Origin of the sequence: Pantoea sp. B9002, from assembly GCF_013385945.1 — a bacterium.
Classification (GTDB): Bacteria; Pseudomonadota; Gammaproteobacteria; order Enterobacterales; family Enterobacteriaceae; genus Pantoea.
In genome coordinates this window covers 80,251-97,866 of sequence record NZ_JACAPA010000010.1, presented here as the reverse complement: position 1 = coordinate 97,866, position 17,616 = coordinate 80,251, and the positions used below count along the sequence as shown (strand labels likewise).

Annotated in this window: 16 protein-coding genes; 4 read left to right on the top strand and 12 right to left on the bottom strand. The window is 55.5% G+C overall.

Annotated elements, in window-relative coordinates:
* Positions 1-71: 71 nt before the first annotated feature.
* Positions 72-1,538, bottom strand: a complete 1,467-nt coding sequence (gene guaB, locus HX773_RS07590; protein ID WP_008108316.1) for an IMP dehydrogenase — start codon at positions 1,536-1,538, stop codon at positions 72-74.
* Positions 1,539-1,707: 169 nt separating this feature from the next.
* On the opposite strand from guaB, the gene xseA reads away from it, so the two are divergent.
* From xseA to HX773_RS07570, 4 genes are all read left to right on the top strand, one after another.
* A complete protein-coding gene (xseA, locus tag HX773_RS07585; protein WP_176971063.1) occupies positions 1,708-3,081 on the top strand; it encodes an exodeoxyribonuclease VII large subunit in 1,374 nt (457 codons plus the stop codon).
* Positions 3,082-3,132: 51 nt separating this feature from the next.
* Positions 3,133-4,158 carry a M4 family metallopeptidase gene (locus HX773_RS07580; RefSeq protein WP_176971062.1) on the top strand — a complete coding sequence of 342 codons (1,026 nt, stop codon included), beginning with the start codon at positions 3,133-3,135 and terminating at the stop codon, positions 4,156-4,158.
* Positions 4,143-4,469: a protealysin inhibitor emfourin gene (locus tag HX773_RS07575; RefSeq protein WP_176971061.1), complete on the top strand. Its 327-nt coding sequence runs from the start codon at positions 4,143-4,145 to the stop codon at positions 4,467-4,469. Before HX773_RS07580 ends, HX773_RS07575 begins: the two co-directional genes overlap by 16 nt.
* Before the next feature lie 103 nt (positions 4,470-4,572).
* On the top strand, positions 4,573-4,755 hold the full coding sequence (locus HX773_RS07570) for a general stress protein (RefSeq protein WP_176971198.1): 183 nt from the start codon (positions 4,573-4,575) through the stop codon (positions 4,753-4,755).
* Between the two features lie 87 nt (positions 4,756-4,842).
* Here HX773_RS07570 and HX773_RS07565 read toward each other — a convergent pair whose 3' ends face one another.
* The 11 genes from HX773_RS07565 to ndk form a co-directional block, all read right to left on the bottom strand.
* Positions 4,843-7,281, bottom strand: coding sequence for a glucose/quinate/shikimate family membrane-bound PQQ-dependent dehydrogenase (locus HX773_RS07565; RefSeq protein WP_176971060.1), 2,439 nt, complete (start codon positions 7,279-7,281; stop codon positions 4,843-4,845).
* A gap of 327 nt (positions 7,282-7,608) precedes the next feature.
* On the bottom strand, positions 7,609-7,836 hold the full coding sequence (locus tag HX773_RS07560) for a zinc ribbon domain-containing protein (RefSeq protein ID WP_176971059.1): 228 nt from the start codon (positions 7,834-7,836) through the stop codon (positions 7,609-7,611).
* A 96-nt stretch (positions 7,837-7,932) separates the two neighbouring features.
* The gene (gene der / locus HX773_RS07555; protein ID WP_176971058.1) at positions 7,933-9,423 is read right to left on the bottom strand and encodes a ribosome biogenesis GTPase Der; all 1,491 of its coding nucleotides are present in this window, start codon (positions 9,421-9,423) and stop codon (positions 7,933-7,935) included.
* Between the two features lie 178 nt (positions 9,424-9,601).
* Complete coding sequence (gene bamB / locus HX773_RS07550) at positions 9,602-10,783, bottom strand: outer membrane protein assembly factor BamB (RefSeq protein WP_176971057.1); 1,182 nt, start codon at positions 10,781-10,783, stop codon at positions 9,602-9,604.
* A 19-nt stretch (positions 10,784-10,802) separates the two neighbouring features.
* Entirely contained in the window at positions 10,803-11,420 is a 618-nt protein-coding gene (locus HX773_RS07545) for a YfgM family protein (RefSeq protein WP_064739550.1), read from the bottom strand.
* A gap of 39 nt (positions 11,421-11,459) precedes the next feature.
* Positions 11,460-12,734 carry a histidine--tRNA ligase gene (hisS, locus tag HX773_RS07540; protein ID WP_176971056.1) on the bottom strand — a complete coding sequence of 425 codons (1,275 nt, stop codon included), beginning with the start codon at positions 12,732-12,734 and terminating at the stop codon, positions 11,460-11,462.
* A gap of 106 nt (positions 12,735-12,840) precedes the next feature.
* Positions 12,841-13,962 (bottom strand): flavodoxin-dependent (E)-4-hydroxy-3-methylbut-2-enyl-diphosphate synthase, encoded by a 1,122-nt coding sequence (gene ispG, locus HX773_RS07535; RefSeq protein WP_008108306.1) that lies wholly within the window; start codon positions 13,960-13,962, stop codon positions 12,841-12,843.
* A 38-nt stretch (positions 13,963-14,000) separates the two neighbouring features.
* A complete protein-coding gene (gene rodZ, locus HX773_RS07530; protein WP_176971055.1) occupies positions 14,001-15,017 on the bottom strand; it encodes a cytoskeleton protein RodZ in 1,017 nt (338 codons plus the stop codon).
* Positions 15,007-15,741: a type IV pilus biogenesis/stability protein PilW gene (gene pilW, locus HX773_RS07525; RefSeq protein WP_176971054.1), complete on the bottom strand. Its 735-nt coding sequence runs from the start codon at positions 15,739-15,741 to the stop codon at positions 15,007-15,009. Before pilW ends, rodZ begins: the two co-directional genes overlap by 11 nt.
* 75 nt (positions 15,742-15,816) lie before the next feature.
* Complete coding sequence (locus HX773_RS07520) at positions 15,817-16,986, bottom strand: bifunctional tRNA (adenosine(37)-C2)-methyltransferase TrmG/ribosomal RNA large subunit methyltransferase RlmN (protein ID WP_176971053.1); 1,170 nt, start codon at positions 16,984-16,986, stop codon at positions 15,817-15,819.
* A 188-nt stretch (positions 16,987-17,174) separates the two neighbouring features.
* Complete coding sequence (gene ndk, locus HX773_RS07515; RefSeq protein WP_007884899.1) at positions 17,175-17,606, bottom strand: nucleoside-diphosphate kinase; 432 nt, start codon at positions 17,604-17,606, stop codon at positions 17,175-17,177.
* Positions 17,607-17,616 lie beyond the last annotated feature (10 nt).

Genomic DNA, 17,616 nt, shown 5'->3' with positions numbered 1-17,616 from the left:
GAGGCGTTTCCATTGGGATGGACTTAATAATAAAAGCGCCCGGCGGGTGCCGGGCGCTTAATTTTACGGGATTATGAACCCATGCGGTAGTTTGGTGACTCTTTTGTGATGGTCACATCATGCACGTGGCTCTCGTTAATACCCGCGCCGCTGATACGCACGAACTCTGCTTTAGTACGCAGATCGTCGATGGTCGGGCAACCGGTCAGGCCCATGCAAGAGCGCAAGCCGCCCATCTGCTGGTGCACGATCTCTTTCAGGCGGCCTTTGTAGGCAACGCGGCCTTCGATACCTTCCGGTACCAGTTTGTCAGCGGCGTTATCGCTCTGGAAGTAACGATCTGAAGAGCCTTTAGACATCGCGCCCAGTGAACCCATACCGCGATAAGACTTGAACGAACGGCCTTGATACAGCTCGATTTCGCCCGGAGACTCTTCGGTACCAGCCAGCATAGAACCGACCATGACGGCCGCTGCGCCTGCTGCAATCGCTTTAGCGATGTCGCCAGAGAAGCGGATACCGCCATCCGCGATAACCGGAATGCCGGTGCCTTCCAGCGCGGCAACCGCATCTGAAACCGCGGTGATTTGTGGAACACCAACGCCGGTCACGATACGCGTGGTACAGATTGAGCCAGGACCGATCCCCACTTTCACCGCGCTCACGCCGGCCTGCGCCAGCGCCAATGCGCCTGCGCCGGTGGCAACGTTGCCGCCGATGATTTCCAGGTTCGGATATTTAGCACGGGTTTCACGAATACGCTGCAGCACGCCTTCAGAGTGACCGTGTGATGAGTCAATCAGCAGCACGTCAACCCCGGCAGCAACCAGCGCATCTACGCGCTCTTCGTTGCCCGCACCGGCGCCTACCGCCGCGCCTACGCGCAGACGGCCTTCCGCATCTTTACACGCGTTAGGTTTACGTTCGGCTTTCTGGAAGTCTTTAACGGTGATCATGCCCAGCAGGTGGAAGCTGTCATCAACAACCAGCGCTTTCTCAACACGTTTTTCATGCATTTTGTGCAGCACAACTTCACGTGCTTCACCCTCTTTCACCGTTACCAGGCGCTCTTTCGGGGTCATCACCGCAGAAACCGGCAAGGTCAGATCGGTTACAAAACGCACGTCACGACCAGTGATGATGCCCACCAGCTCGTTCTCGGTGTTCACGACCGGGTAACCGGCGAAGCCGTTACGTTCGGTCAGCTCTTTCACCGCCGCCAGCGCGGTGGTTGGCAGCACGGTTTGCGGATCGGTAACTACGCCACTTTCGTGTTTTTTCACCTTACGAACTTCATCCGCCTGGCGCTCAATTGACATGTTTTTGTGAATAAAGCCCAAACCACCTTCCTGCGCCAGCGCAATGGCCAGACCGGCTTCGGTCACGGTGTCCATTGCAGCGGAGAGCATTGGGATGTTCAGACGGATGTTTTTCGTCAGTTGAGTGCTGAGATCAGCGGTGTTCGGTAAGACAGTGGAGTGAGCGGGAACGAGCAGAACGTCGTCAAATGTGAGGGCTTCTTTAGCGATTCTTAACATTGCAATATCTCCACCTGGGGGCGATTAAAACAGATAAAATATTGCCGCGGCATTATACAGGCCGAAACCGATTGCCTCCAGTGTTTTTTCAGAAAATGTCTTGATCCTCAGGGCAAGCAATGTAGTATCAGTTGATTAACCCTCTGATTTAAAATTTGATCTACATCACATGTCGCTACCGCCAACCGCCAATATTTTTACTGTCAGCCGCCTGAACACCACGGTGCGCCAACTGCTGGAAAATGAGATGGGCCTGGTGTGGCTCAGCGCTGAAATATCAAATTTCACTCAGCCCTCTTCCGGTCATTGGTACTTCACGTTGAAGGATGATGGCGCACAAGTGCGCTGCGCAATGTTCCGCAACAGCAATCGTCGCGTCACCTTCCGTCCGCAACATGGCCAGCAAGTGTTAGTGCGGGCCAGCATCACGCTGTATGAGCCGCGCGGCGATTATCAGCTGATTATCGAAAGCATGCATCCGGCCGGTGAAGGTTTGCTGCAGCAGCAATTCGAGCAGCTGAAAGCGCGTTTAGCCGCGGAAGGCTTATTCGATCAACAGTTCAAACAGCCGCTGCCGGATCCGGCGCGTCAGGTGGGCGTGATTACCTCCGCCACAGGCGCGGCGCTGCACGACGTGCTGCGCGTGCTGCATCGACGCGATCCTTCACTGCCGGTGATTATCTATCCCACCGCGGTGCAAGGCGTGGATGCGCCGGCTGGCATTGTGCGTGCCATTGAACTGGCTAACCAGCGTGATGAGTGTGACGTGCTGATTGTCGGTCGTGGTGGCGGTTCGCTGGAAGATTTGTGGAGTTTCAATGACGAACGCGTGGCGCGGGCGATTTTTGCCAGCCGCCTGCCGATTGTCAGCGCCGTTGGGCATGAAACCGATGTCACCATCGCTGACTTCGTAGCGGATTTACGCGCGCCAACGCCGTCTGCTGCGGCTGAACTGGTGAGCCGTAATCAGTTGGAGCTGTTGCGCCGTTTGCAGTCGCAGCAGCAGCGCATGGAGATGGCGATGGATTTCTATCTGGCACAGCAGCAGCGTCGCTTCACGCGTCTTCAGCACCGTTTACAGCAGCAGCATCCGCAGCTGCGTCTGGCACGCCAGCAAACGGCGCTCTTCCAGCTGCAGCGCCGTCTCGGTGAAGCGATGGACCAGCGCATGCGTGTGGCCAATCGTCAGCAGGATCGCCTGCTGCAACGCCTTAACGCCCAGCAGCCGCAGGGACGTATTCTGCGCGCTCAGCAGCAGCTCCAGCAATGGCACTATCGCTTACAGCAGGGCATGGAAAAGCAGCTCAATCACAATCGTCAGCGCTTTGGCACGCTGGCGGCGCAGCTGGAAGGCGTGAGCCCGCTGGCGACGCTGGCGCGTGGCTTTAGCGTAACCACCGACACCCAAGGTCAGGTGGTGAAGAAAACTCAGCAGCTGAGCAAAGGCGACTTGCTACGCACCCGGCTGGACGATGGCTGGGTGGAAAGCCAGGTTACCGCACTCGAACCGCAGAAATCCCGGAGCCGCAAAGCACGTTCATAGTATGAAAACTATACTTTCTGGCACATTCATCATGTAGCCAGGGAGATTGGTATGTCTTACAGCGTGATTCCTCCATACATTCTGCGCAATATCATTGCCAACTGCTCCGGCGCGCAGCAAGACTACGCGCGCCGCACCCTCACCCACGTCCAACACTTGATGGGCGAACATAACGCTAAACCGGCAGGTACCGCCACAGCGCAGCCAGGCACGGTGCTGCGTGCTATCTACGACGCCGAAGGGACGCAAAATCTGCCCGGCACTTTGGTGCGCGAAGAAGGCCAGGCGGGAAATGGCGATGTTGCAGCCGAAGAGGCCTGGAAATATCTCGGCATTACCTACGCTTTCTTTTGGCAAACCTACCAACGCAACTCGCTGGACAACAAAGGCCTCAAGCTCGATGGCACCGTGCATTACGGCAAGGAGTATCAAAACGCCTTCTGGAACGGTCAGCAGATGGTGTTTGGTGACGGCGACGGCGAGATTTTCAATCGCTTCACCATCGCGCTGGATGTAGTGGCGCACGAGCTGACGCACGGCGTGACGGAAACCGAAGCGGGATTGATCTACTTCCAGCAGGCAGGTGCGCTGAACGAATCGATGTCTGACGTGTTTGGCTCGCTGGTGAAACAATTCCACCTCAAGCAGCGCGCCGATCAAGCCGACTGGATCATCGGCGAAGGTTTACTGGCGCAGGGCATCAACGGGCGCGGATTGCGATCGATGTCGTCACCGGGAACGGCCTACGACGATCCGGTGCTGGGCAAAGATCCGCAACCGGCCGATATGGCGCATTACATCGAAACGCGTGACGACAACGGCGGCGTGCACCTCAATTCTGGTATTCCCAATCGCGCCTTCTATCTCGCCGCCAAAGCGCTGGGCGGCTTCGCGTGGGAACAGGCTGGCCAAGCCTGGTACGACACGCTGTGCGACAAAACGCTGCCGCAGGATGCCGATTTCAGCACCTTTGCGCGCTTTACCGTGCAGCACGCCAATCAACGGTTCAACAACTCAGTGGCGGAGAAGATCCAATCCGCCTGGCAGCAGGTGGGCGTAACGTGGACATCCAACTGACCGATGACGCAATAATCGAGCTGGCGCGTGAAGGCGGAATCGCTTTTATCCCCAAACTGCGCGGCGAGCGGCGTTTTGCGCTGGCGGAACTGCCGGAACCGCAAAAGCAGCGCGTCTGCGAAGTGCTTGAACAGGCAATGCCGCTGGGGGAAACGGAAGATCAGGCGGCGAATGTCGGTCGTGGCGATCAGCGCTACTACCGCATTCAAATCTCCTACGCCACCCACCGCGAGGCGGGAAGTTTAGTGATTTTAATTCCCGAACAACTGGCGCCACCCGAGCTGCAATCGCTGTGGCGAGACGGCGAATAGGTTATCAGAGATCTCTCAAGGCAGACCGTAACTGACTGACTATACTCATTATGTGGCTAGCTAGTCCATGTCGAAGAAAACACCCTTAGATGAGGTCTCTGCTATGACACAAAAAAAGCAACGAGGTGGTGCCGGGAACTTTGCAGAGGATCCGGAGCGCGCCAGGGAAGCCGGTAGCGTTGGCGGCAAAGTCAGTGGGGGTAATTTCAGAAACGATCCTGAAAGAGCCAGGGAAGCTGGAAGAAAAGGAGGTCAAAAAAGCCGTCGCCCTTCCAAGCAGCAGTAATTAAGGTGCCTTAAAGGAAGAGATGTGCCACGGAAGGTTATAAAAAAAAGGCCGACATCATGATGTCGGCCTTTCTCATTTTTTAACTTACTTGCTGTCTGGCAGCGCGTAAGCAATCACGTAATCACCACGGTCTGGCGACTGACGTGCGCCGCCTGCGGAGATCAGGATGTACTGTTTGCCGGTTTTCGGCGAAACGTAGCTAATTGGACCGCCCTGGCTGCCGACTGGCAGACGTGCTTTCCATACTTCTTTACCGGTTGAGCTATCGAAAGCGCGCAGATAGTAATCCTGCGTACCCGCGATGAACACCAGGCCGCCCTGCGTTGCCAGCGTGCCGCCTAAGGTCGGCATACCAATTGGCATTTTCGCGCGCATTTTGATACCAAACGGACCGGTATCTTCTACGGTACCCACCGGTACCTGCCACACGATCTGACGGGTTTTCATGTCAATCGCCGACAGCGTACCGAACGGCGGAGCCTGGCACGGAATGCCCAGCGGCGACATGAAGCGGTTCTTGTTAACCGCGTACGGTGTGCCTTTCAGCGGAACCGCACCCATACCGGTGTTGATAGCTTCACCACCGTTGCTGGCCGCCGTTTTGCTGGTGTCTTGTGGGATCATCTGTACCCACAGGCCCAGACGCATGTCGTTAACGAACATGTACTGGTTGTTCGGGTCAAACGAGATACCGCCCCAGTTCATACCGCCCAGTGAACCTGGGAAGCTGAGGGATTTATCGGTATCCGGCACGGTGAACAGACCATCGTAACGCATGCCTTTAAAGGCAATACGGCACGCCAGCTGATCAAATGGTGTTGCACCCCACATATCCGACTCAGTCATTTTCTGGTTGCCGATATTTGGCATTTCCACAGAGTGCGGCTGAGTTTTGGTGTACTGCTCGTTCGGGATGTGACCCTGCGGCATCGGCAGCTCTTCAACTTTGGTCAAAGGCTTGCCGGTCAGGCGATCCAGCACCCAGATCATGCCGGTTTTTGCTCCGATAACCACGGCTGGCTTGTTGGTGCCATCCTTCATCGGGAAGTCGACCAGGCTCGGCTGCATTGGCAGGTCGAAGTCCCACAGATCGTTATGCACGGTCTGATAAACCCACTTCTGCTTACCGGTGGTTGCATCCAGCGCCAGGATTGATGCACCGTAAGTGTGATCCAGTTTGGTACGGTTCGCACCCCACAGATCCACTGACGAGCTACCCATCGGCAGGAACACGGTGTTCATTGCCGGATCGTAAGACATTGGCGCCCACGAGTTCGGCGTACTGCGGGTGTAATCTTTACCCGGCATCAGTACTGCATTTGGATCATCGTTGCCTGGGTCAAACGCCCAACGCATCTGACCGGTGATAACGTCAAAACCACGCAGCACGCCGCCAGGCATGTCGGTCTGTACGTTATCGGCGACACGACCACCCACAACAACGGTGGTACCGGCCATCGCTGGCGGTGACGTTAGCTGATATTGAGGATCTGGCGCACTGCCCAGACCGGTTTTCAGGTCAACCACACCGTGCGTACCGAAGGTGTCGCACAGCTCACCGTTGTCGGCGTTGATAGCAATCAGACGCGCATCAATGGTGTTCATCAGAATACGACGCTGACAGGTATCGCCCGCAGGCAGCACAGCGGCAGTGACCGGCGTTGAACCCGGCTCTGTTGGCTGCTGCAGCGGTTTAGTTGCATCGAAATAGGCTAAGCCACGGCAGCGGTTCCACACTTCTGCCTGCGCGTTGATTTCGCGTTTCCAGATTTCCTTACCGCTGTCTGCTGCAACCGCAATCACATTGTTATGCGGGGTGCACAGGAACAGCGTGTTGCCCACTTGCAGCGGGGTTTGCTGATCTTCCGCACCGTTACCGGTTGGGCTGATCGGCGTATCGCCAGTATGGAAAGTCCAGGCGACCTGCAGGTCTTTCACGTTGTCGCGGGTAATCTGATCGATGGCAGCGAAGCGGTCGCCACCCGGCGTACGGCCGTAGCTGCTCCAGTCTTGCTGAGGTTTTGATTTATCGACCGGGATCAGCGGCAGCTGTTTACCGTCAAACGCCACACTAGGATGCGGCTGGAACATCTGCACGAAGGTCGCCACCATGCCAACTACGATGACCGCAGACAGCACATAAGAGACTTTCGCCAGAGAGCTTTTGCCTTCGCTTTTACGCAGGGCTGGCCAGGTGAGGAATGCAAACAGCATCAAGCCGGCCGGCACCATCAAGCGTGATACCAGCGGCCAGAAATGCAGGCCTGCATCAAACAGTGACCAAATCAACGTGCCAGCAAACACCAGAATAAACAGGGTGACGGCGGATGATTTGCGACGGAAGAACTGAATGGCCGACAGCAGCATGACGATACCGGCGATGAGGAAGTACCAGCTGCCGCCCAGCGCGACCAGCTTGCCGCCGCCGATTGCGAAGAACAAGCCGATTGCCAGCAAGACCAGGCCAAACAGTACGGACCAGATGCTCAGCCCTTTGCCGGGACGAGCGGAATTTTCTGCCATAACAAAAACTCTCCTGAAAAAATAAAGCGCTGGCGCCGATAAATCTGTGGCAGCCGATGACAAGGCCCCAGCCGAAGCGGGAGACAGGAACTATTCCGTTACGCTTTATTTTATATCTATTGGTACGGGTGCAATGCCCGTGATTCGGCGCTTGTGAGCGAGGACACAACGCAGGTGAGAGTGATTCTCGCTACAAGGCGGCAGGATTGTACCACCTGGTACAATAAAAAGTGAATATCCATAACGCGGCAGTCACTGGTTAATAGCATTTTTGCTACAAATCCAGCCGTAACTTGTTAATAAATATAGGCGTGAGAGCCGGATTTTTTAATCTGCGGTGAAGGCAGGCGTAAATTCGACGCGCTTTTTCGAGATGAGACCGTCGCCGTGCTGACAAAAGTAATCGACAGCGCCGCAGGCTTTCAGCACTTGTAACGGTTGGTGGCAATCCGGGCACAAAGCGATGTGTGCGAAATGACGTTCACAGTTGGGGCAGTCAAAACCGGTTTCACTGAGAGTGAGTAATTGCTGACAGGCTGGGCAGGAAAAATTCATCAATTGTCCTCTGCGCTTTGGATGGCGGTCGCCATGAATGGCGACCCTACGAGTTACAGGTGCATAAAAAAAGGGCCCTATTGGGCCCTTCTCATTTTAACGCTTGTTCTTCTTCAGATGCGACATCAGACGCTGACGTTTACGCTGCTGCGTCGGCGTCAACAGGTTGCGTTTGCCCGCGAACGGGTTATCGCCCTCTTTGAACTGAATGCGAATCGGCGTACCCATCACGTTGAGTGAACGACGGAAGTAGTTCATCAGGTAACGCTTATAGGAATCGGCCAGATCTTTCACCTGGTTGCCGTGAATCACCACGATTGGCGGGTTATAACCACCGGCGTGCGCATATTTCAGCTTCACGCGGCGACCACGCACCAACGGCGGCTGGTGATCGTCGGCGGCCATGGTCATGATGCGCGTCAGCATTGCGGTGCCCACACGCTTGGTGGAGCAGTCGTACGCTTCGGTCACCGATTCGAACAGGTTGCCGACGCCGCTGCCGTGCAGGGCGGAAATAAAGTGGATGCGCGCAAAATCGATAAAGCCCAGGCGGAAGTCCAACATCTCTTTGACTTCATCTCTGGCTTCCTGCGTCATGCCATCCCACTTGTTGACCACGATCACCAGTGAACGCCCACTGTTCAGGATAAAGCCGAGCAGCGAGAGATCCTGATCGGAAATTCCGGCACGTGCATCAATCACCAGCATCACCACGTTAGCGTCTTCGATCGCTTGCAACGTTTTGATCACCGAGAACTTCTCAACGGTTTCGGTGATTTTACCGCGCTTACGAACGCCAGCGGTATCAATCAGGACATACTCACGATCGTCGCGTTCCATCGGAATATAGATGCTGTCGCGCGTGGTGCCCGGCATGTCGAAGACCACTACACGATCTTCGCCAAGAATACGGTTAGTTAGCGTTGACTTACCCACGTTCGGGCGGCCAACGATAGCGAGTTTGATTGGCAAAGTGGTTGGGTCGAAATCTTCTTCTTCCTCTTCCTCCAGCGCCTTCTCATTCTCTTCTTCTAAATCGGCCCAATAGGCGGCGTTCTCTTCTTCTTCAGTGAGCTCGACTTCTGGAACGATTTCTTCCATCCACGGCAACAGTGCGGTTTCCAGCAGGCTGTTAACGCCACGGCCATGCGAAGCCGCAATGGCGTGAATCTCGCCTAAGCCCAGCGCATAGAAATCCAGCACCGCCGCTTCCGGGTCGATACCGTCAGTTTTGTTGGCGACAACAAAGGTGGCTTTCTCACGCGCACGCAGATGATTGGCGATTTGCTGATCCGCCGGCATCACGCCCGCGCGCGCATCCACCATAAACAGCACCACATCGGCTTCTTCAATCGCCAGCAGCGACTGCTCCGCCATGCGGTTTTCTACGCCCTCTTCGGTGCCATCAATACCGCCGGTATCAATAACAATGAATCCGCGCCCTTCCACTTCGGCGCGACCATATTTGCGATCGCGAGTCAGTCCAGGAAAATCCGCCACCAGCGCATCACGAGTGCGTGTTAAACGGTTAAATAGCGTAGATTTTCCCACATTGGGACGCCCAACCAGCGCGACCACAGGTACCATAACACTTGCCTCAGTTTTTAAAATAATTCGCCCGAATGGCGTGATTATAACGACATTTGACGCCAGGCGTCAGGCTGAAGGCGCAAAGAATACCATGCCTGACTAAAAACGAAACGGCCCCTGACGAATCAGGAGCCGTGTAAGCGAGCGGGAAACGGGTTCCCGCAGAGCCAATTCCTTAACGGGTGATGGCGTAAACTTCTCCGCCTTTCGCCTGGATCAGCAGCTTGTCACCGGCAACAACCGGTTCAGTCTGGAAGCCATCGCTGTCCAGTTTCTGCTGCGCCACGAAGCGGCCGTCAAGGGTGTTGATCCAGTGCAGATAACCTTCGCTATCGCCCACCACCAGATAACCGTTGAACAGCACCGGCGAGGTCAGATTACGATGCAGCAGATCACTTTGACGCCAGATGGCTACGCCACCGTCGACATTCAGGGCAATCACGCGGTCATCCTGATCGACCAGATAGATACGACCCGCATCCACCACCATGTCTTTCACGCCGCCAATCTCACGCTTCCACAGCACCTGACCAGAACGCAGTTCCAGCGCGGTGAGGTTACCGTTATACGCCAGCGCATAAACCACACCGTTTACCACGACTGGCGTGGTATCGACGTCGCTCAGGCGATCGATTTCCGTGGCGCCGCTTGGCTGCGAAATACGCTGCTGCCAAATCAGCTGACCTTGGTTGACGATGACGGCGCTCACGCGGCCATTATCGCCACCCACAATTGCGCCACCAAAGGCCACGGTTGGTGCTGATTCACCGCGCAGTGACAGCGCAGGCATATCAAGGTTAACGGTCCATTTGATCACGCCAGTGCTCTGATCAAGACCTTGCAACATACCGTTGCTGGTGTGAACCAGAACTAAACCGTCGCTCACCACCGGACGCGACAGCGCTTCACCGGCGACCTTGGTCTGCCAGGCAATGCCACCATCGCTGGTATTTAACGCAAATACCTGACCACGTTCGCTACCGATGTAGATACGATCGCCGCTGGCCGTTACACCGCCAGAAAGCAGTGCCGAGATGTTTTTCGAGAAGAAGCCGGTTTTCTCAGAGAGATCGACTTTCCATTTCTCTTTACCATTGCTGGCATCAAGCGCTTTAACCACACCAAAACGATCCGCAGCATACACGGTACCGTCCAGCCAGGCTGGATGCAGATTGGAATAGAAATCACCAACGCCGTCGCCAACCGACGTGCTCCACGCGGTCTGCGGCGTAAACTGGTTTTCCACTTTAGGCAGCGGGGCCATTTTCACTACATCTTCTTCGCCGCTGAACAGCGAGCAACCGCTGAGCAGAGTGACTGAAATCAGCCCTGGCAGCAGGTATTTACGTAATTCCATGTGCGCTCTCTTGACTGGCTTAACTTAAGTTATTCATCTTCATCTGCAGCATTTGCTTCAGCGCAGGAGAGGCCTGCGATTCAGCACCTTTGCTCCAGGCATCACGCGCGCCCTGCTTATCGCCTTTGCTCAGCAGTGCTTCACCACGAATGTCCGCCACAATGGCTGTCCAGCCATCACCTTTAACATTGTTAAGGGTAGAAAGTGCGGCATCGGCCTGACTTTGCTGCAACTGAATGCGTGCCAGACGTAGGTTAATCACCGCCTGCAGGTTGGCATCTTTGGTATCTTTCAGCCCACTCTGTAACAGAGCGATAGCTTTATCGAGCTGATTGGTTTCAACATACTGCTTAGCCAGATCCAACGAAGCCAACGCACCATAGGTGTTGTTGTTTTCGCTCGCGAAAGTGGCGACCGCTTCCAGCGAATCAGGCTTGTCCGCCTGCATCGCGCTGGTCAGCTGTTGATATTCTGCTGATGCCGCTTTATCGGTGCCTTCCTGATGGCTGGACCAGAAGCGCCAGCCACCCAGCGCAGCGATACCGATGATTACGCCAACGGCCAGGAATTTGCCATTGTTGGCAAAGAACTGACGCAGTGCGTCAACTTGTTCGTTTTCGTTGCTGTAAACTTCCACGCAATCCCTCTCTTTAAAATGGCTGTTGCAGTGCTGCGCTTACTGCAGCAGCGTGCGCAACGTTGCAGCGGCGTCGCTCTGAGCCAGCGTCTGTTGATCGCCGGTACGCAAGTCTTTAACCACAACCTGGCCCGCTTTCACTTCATCTTCGCCCAGCACCAGCGCAATGCGTGCGCCCCACTTGTCTGCACGGGCAAACTGCTTCTTGAAGTTACCGCCACCAAAGTTGGTCATCATCTTCAGTGCCGGATCAGCATCACGCAGTTTTTCCGCCAGTTGCATCGCAGCGGACTGAACGCCCTGCCCCGAAGCGATAACATAGACATCAACAATGCGCGTCGGTTCAAATTCTGGATTAACCGCTTGCACCAGCAACACCAGACGCTCCATTCCCATGGCAAAACCGACCGCTGGCGTGGCACGTCCGCCCAGCTGTTCAACTAAACCATCGTAACGTCCGCCGCCGCACACGGTGCCCTGCGAGCCGAGGCTGCTGGTCACCCATTCAAATACGGTACGGTTGTAGTAATCGAGGCCGCGCACCAGGCGCTGGTTAATGCGATATTTAATGCCCGCTTCGTCCAGCAAGGCGCATAGGCCGCTGAAGTGCTCGCGTGACTCCTCATCGAGGAATTCGCCCAGCGTTGGCGCATCATTTAACAGTTTCTGGATGTCAGGATTTTTGCTGTCGAGCACGCGCAGTGGATTGGTGTACATGCGGCGTTTGCAATCTTCGTCGAGTACGTCCTGATGTTGCTCAAGGAACGCCACCAGCGCGCTGCGATAGTTGGCGCGCGCGTCCAGCGAACCGATTGAGTTCAGCTCCAGCTCAACGTGCTCGGCGATACCTAAGGCTTTCCACCAGCGCGCGGTCATCATGATCAGCTCAGCATCCACGTCCGGGCCTTGCAGGCCGAAGACTTCCACACCCATCTGGTGGAACTGGCGATAACGACCTTTCTGTGGGCGCTCGTAGCGGAACATCGGGCCGGTGTACCACAGACGCTGTTCTTGGTTGTACAGCAGACCGTGCTCGATACCGGCGCGTACGCAACCTGCGGTGCCTTCCGGACGCAGCGTCAGGCTTTCGCCGTTGCGGTCTTCAAAGGTGTACATCTCTTTCTCAACCACGTCGGTGACTTCACCGATCGCGCGGCTGAACAACGGGGTGTGCTCAACGATTGGCAGACGGATTTCACTGTAACCATAGCTGGCCAGCACCTGCTTAAGGGTGCCTTCAATACGCTGCCAAATCGCGGTATCCGCCGGCAGGTAATCGTTCATCCCGCGAATCGCTTGAATATTCTTCGCCACGTTAGAATCTCTTTAAGACAAAAAAACCTGAGCGGCATCATACCTTATGAGGATGAAACCGCACAGGTTCAATCACAAACTGGCACGCGACAGGCGCGCACCACGATTATTTTTCCAGCTGCTGCACGTTGATGCGGCGGCTTTCATCCAGCATGCTGGCTTTGGCGCGAATACGTGCTTCCAGCTGGTCGATCATGTCGTTGTTATCAAGACGATCGCGCTGACGCACACCATCTTCGTAGAAGCCGCTTTTCTTGGCGCCGCCGGTCACGCCGAGGGTAGAAACTGTCGCTTCACCCGGACCGTTCACCACGCAACCGATAATGGAAATATCCATCGGCGTGATGATGTCTTCCAGACGCTCTTCCAGTGCATTGACCGTGCCGATGACATCAAACTCCTGACGCGAACAGGTCGGGCAGGCAATAAAGTTGATGCCACGCGCGCGGATGCGCAGAGATTTGAGGATGTCGTAGCCGACTTTCACTTCTTCAACCGGATCGGCCGCCAGCGAAATACGCAGCGTATCGCCGATGCCTTCGGCCAGCAGCAGACCTAAACCGATCGCCGATTTCACGGAACCCGCACGCGCGCCGCCCGCTTCGGTGATACCGAGGTGCAGCGGCTGATCGATGGCTTTCGCCAGCAAACGATAAGATTCAACGGCAAGGAAGACGTCAGAGGCTTTGACGCTCACTTTGAACTGATCAAAGTTGAGACGATCGAGGTGATCCACATGGCGCATCGCGGATTCGAGCAGCGCCTGCGGCGTTGGCTCGCCGTATTTTTCCTGCAGATCTTTTTCCAGCGAACCGGCATTCACGCCGATACGGATCGGAATATTGTAATGACGCGCACAATCCACCACCTGGCGGATACGCTCATTGTTGCCGATGTTGCCTGGATTGATACGCAGACAATCCACGCCATATTCAGCGACTTTCAGTGCAATGCGATAGTCAAAGTGAATGTCCGCTACCAGCGGCACGTTGACCTGTTGCTTAATCAGTTTGAAGGCTTCAGCCGCATCCATAGTGGGAACGGAGACGCGCACGATATCAACCCCGACGCGCTCAAGCTGGCGAATCTGGTTAACGGTGGCGTCCACGTCAGTGGTGCGGGTGTTGGTCATTGACTGAACGGCGATGGGCGCACCATCGCCAACTGGCACCTTGCCGACGTAAATCCGTGTTGATTTGCGACGGATAATGGGTGCTTCGTTATGCATATTCTCTCTCCACAATTACCCGGAAAGCGCGCTGCGCGTTATTGCGCACCCAGCGTCAGACGGGCAACCTGGTTATTACGGATAAAACGACTTAAATCAACGGGCTGATTCTGATATTGCACGTCAACCGCACCTGGTGCGCCAATTTTCAGACGATACGGAGCCGTTCCGGACAAACTCAGCTTACCGCCGCTACGTTGCAGACCGCTGAACAGCTTCTTGCCGGTCGCATCGCTGACTTCCAGCCAGCAGTCGGCTTTGAAGTTCATCACGATGGCATTTGGATCGCCTGCCGGTTGGCTGACTGCCGCATTCGCGGTAGGCATTTGGCCAGCAGGAACGCTGTTGGCTGGCGCCGGAGACGTCGCCGCTGGCGGCGCCGTATCAATCGGAGCCTGGCTTGGCGAAACCACGGCGTTGTCGCTGCCGGTGGTTTGCGCTGTAGTGCTATTGCTCGCCGCAGGTGCGGCGGCGTTGCTTTCAGGCGTGGCTACTGCGCCAGCACCGTTATCGACTGGCGTACCGGCAGCGTTAGTATCCGCATCGGTATTGCTGTCGGTGCTGTTGTCGCCCAACGGAATGGACTGGCTATTGTCGCCGCTGCCGTTTTGATCGGCCATCGACACCAAATCAGCCTGTGACGCTTTATGGTTCTGCCACCACCACGCACCGGTCAAACCGACTACGACGAAAATCACCAACCAAGTGAAGATCATCAGCCAGCCATCGCGCTTTTTACGACGCTTACCCAATGAGAAGCTCTGCATCGGCTCGATCTTGGCGGCGCGCACCGGAGCCTGTTTTGCCATCATCGGCAACAGGTCATCTTCCGGCACATGCACCAGACGGGCATAGGAGCGAATGTAACCGCGCAGGAATGTCGACGCTAAATCAGCAGGTGACTTATCCTCTTCAATATCACGCACGGTAGTAAGTTTCAGGCACAGGCGTTCAGCGACATTTTGCTGAGTCAGCCCCATCTGCTCACGGGCCAGACGCAGGCGTTCACCTGTGGAATGTACTGCAGAATTCTCTTGAGTGGCTTCAGTATTCATTAGCTAAATAACGCTGGTACTGTATCGATTGTGGAAAACTTCGCGCCAACCGGTCGCCATAACGTGTAACGTCAGCAGCGTTTCCCTGTTGCGCGGCGAAACGTATCTGTAACCACAGGCTCTCTGCCGTTGCGGGCAAACGCTGATGGTACACTTCTAAAAGCAGCGGAACCGACTGCTGTTCCTGCTGTTCAAGCCGCCTTTCCACTTCCCTTAGCAGTTGACTGCCCTGCTCCGGTGCGGCATCCAGCGCGTAACCTAACTGCTCGCGCGCTGCGGCACTCTCATCAGCCTGCAGGTAACAATAGCCCGAAAACAGGAATGCATCCTGACGAGCATCGATTTCCTGCGCCTCAATTGCCAGCTTAAACTGTTGATGCGCTTCGTCATACTGCCTTAAACCGCAGAGAAACGCACCGTAATTGTTAGCCACATAACCATTCAGCGGTGCTAACTGCTGCGCCCGCTGATAGTGCCAGCGGGTTTGTACGCTGTTCTGCTGCGCCTGCGCCACCCGAGCAAGGGCCAACGGGACGCGATAATCTTTCGGCGCTGCCTGCTCAGCACGCAATAAATTGCGCTGTGCAGCGGCATAATCCTTCACCGCCAGATAGTGCAATCCGAGCTGCAAACGAATATCCGCTGCACTCTGCCTTGCGGGATGATTGACACAACCGGTTACAACAAAGCCAGCCAGAATCGCTGCGGGTAATCCTTTACGCATTTCAGTCTCTCCATGAAAAATATGCGGAGAGACTGACATGAGTTACGCCCGCTGAATATCAGCAGGCGCTGGCTTTCAGAGCGCCTTCACAGAGATGGCTTCGCCCGCCATTTTCTTACGCAGCGTACGCTTGGTACGGTCGATCACATCGCCCGCCAGCTGACCACACGCGGCGTCGATATCATCACCACGGGTTTTACGCACGATGGTGGTGAAACCGTAATCCATCAGTACTTTGGAGAAGCGATCGATACGGCTATTGGAGCTGCGGCCATACGGCGCGCCGGGGAACGGGTTCCACGGAATCAGGTTGATTTTGCACGGCGTCTCTTTCAGCAGTGCCGCCAGCTCATGCGCGTTGTCGGTGCTGTCATTGACGTGATCCAACATCACATACTCAATGGTCACACGGCCCTGATTGGCGTTGGACTTGCCGATGTAGCGCTTTACCGCCGCAAGGAAAGTCTCAATGTTGTACTTTTTGTTGATCGGCACGATCTCATCACGAATCGCATCGTTAGGCGCGTGCAGCGAAATCGCCAGCGCTACGTCGATCATGTCGCCCAGCTTATCCAGCGCCGGCACCACGCCTGAGGTAGACAGCGTAACGCGACGTTTTGACAGGCCGAAACCGAAGTCGTCCAGCATGATATCCATCGCCGGCACTACGTTGTTCAGGTTGAGCAGCGGCTCACCCATGCCCATCATCACCACGTTGGTGATTGGACGCTGACCGGTAATTTTCGCGGCACCGATGATTTTCGCGGCGCGCCATACCTGGCCGATAATTTCTGATACGCGCAGGTTGCGGTTAAAGCCCTGCTGCGCCGTCGAACAGAATTTGCACTCCAGCGCACAGCCTACCTGCGAAGAGACGCACAGGGTTGCGCGATCCGCTTCCGGGATGTAGACGGTCTCAACCAACTGGTCGCCCACGCGAATCGCCCATTTAATGGTGCCATCGGTGGAACGCATCTCTTCCGCCACTTCCGGCGCACGGATTTCAGCGCGCTGCATCAGCTTACCGCGCAGCACTTTGTTGATGTCGGTCATCTGCTCGAAATCATCGCAGCAGTAGTGATACATCCACTTCATGACCTGATCGGCACGGAACGGCTTTTCGCCCATCTCAAGAAAGAATTCGCGCATCTGCTGACGGTTAAGATCCAGCAGGTTAATTTTTTCGTTTTTTGGGGAAACAACCACGGGGGAAGCGGACGACGGCATCACAATCTGTTCGGACATAATGTTCTCTGGCCTCGTTGTTACACGTTACGGCTCTGGTTAATAGTAGGAAAAAAACAGCGCCCTCGCTGAGGCTGGCTCAACAAGGGCGCATAATTGTACTACATCTGCTGCATGATGCCAGGGTAACCGTTTCACAGATGTTGAACAGCTGTAAAGACGGGTGTCCGCTCAGGCCATTAACGCACTTAGCGAGTGCGTGGGCAGACTTCGTTTTCTGCGAAGAAGTACGCGATTTCGCGTGCTGCAGATTCAGCAGAGTCAGAACCGTGGGTCGCGTTCTCGGTGAAGCTGTCCGCGTAATCCGCACGCAGAGTACCTGCCAGCGCGTTGTCTGGGTTAGTTGCACCCATCAGATCGCGGTGACGCTGAACGGCGTTTTCGCCTTCCAGTACAGAAACCACAACTGGACCAGAAGTCATGAATTCAACCAGACCATCAAAGAATGGACGGCCTTTGTGCTCAGCGTAGAAGCCTTCAGCCTGCTCTTTGGTCAGGTGCAGCATTTTTGCGCCAACGATTTTGAAGCCCGCGCTTTCAAAACGGTTATAAATTGCACCAATCACGTTCTTAGCGACGGCGTTTGGTTTCACGATTGAGAAAGTACGTTCGATTGCCATGTTGACCTCT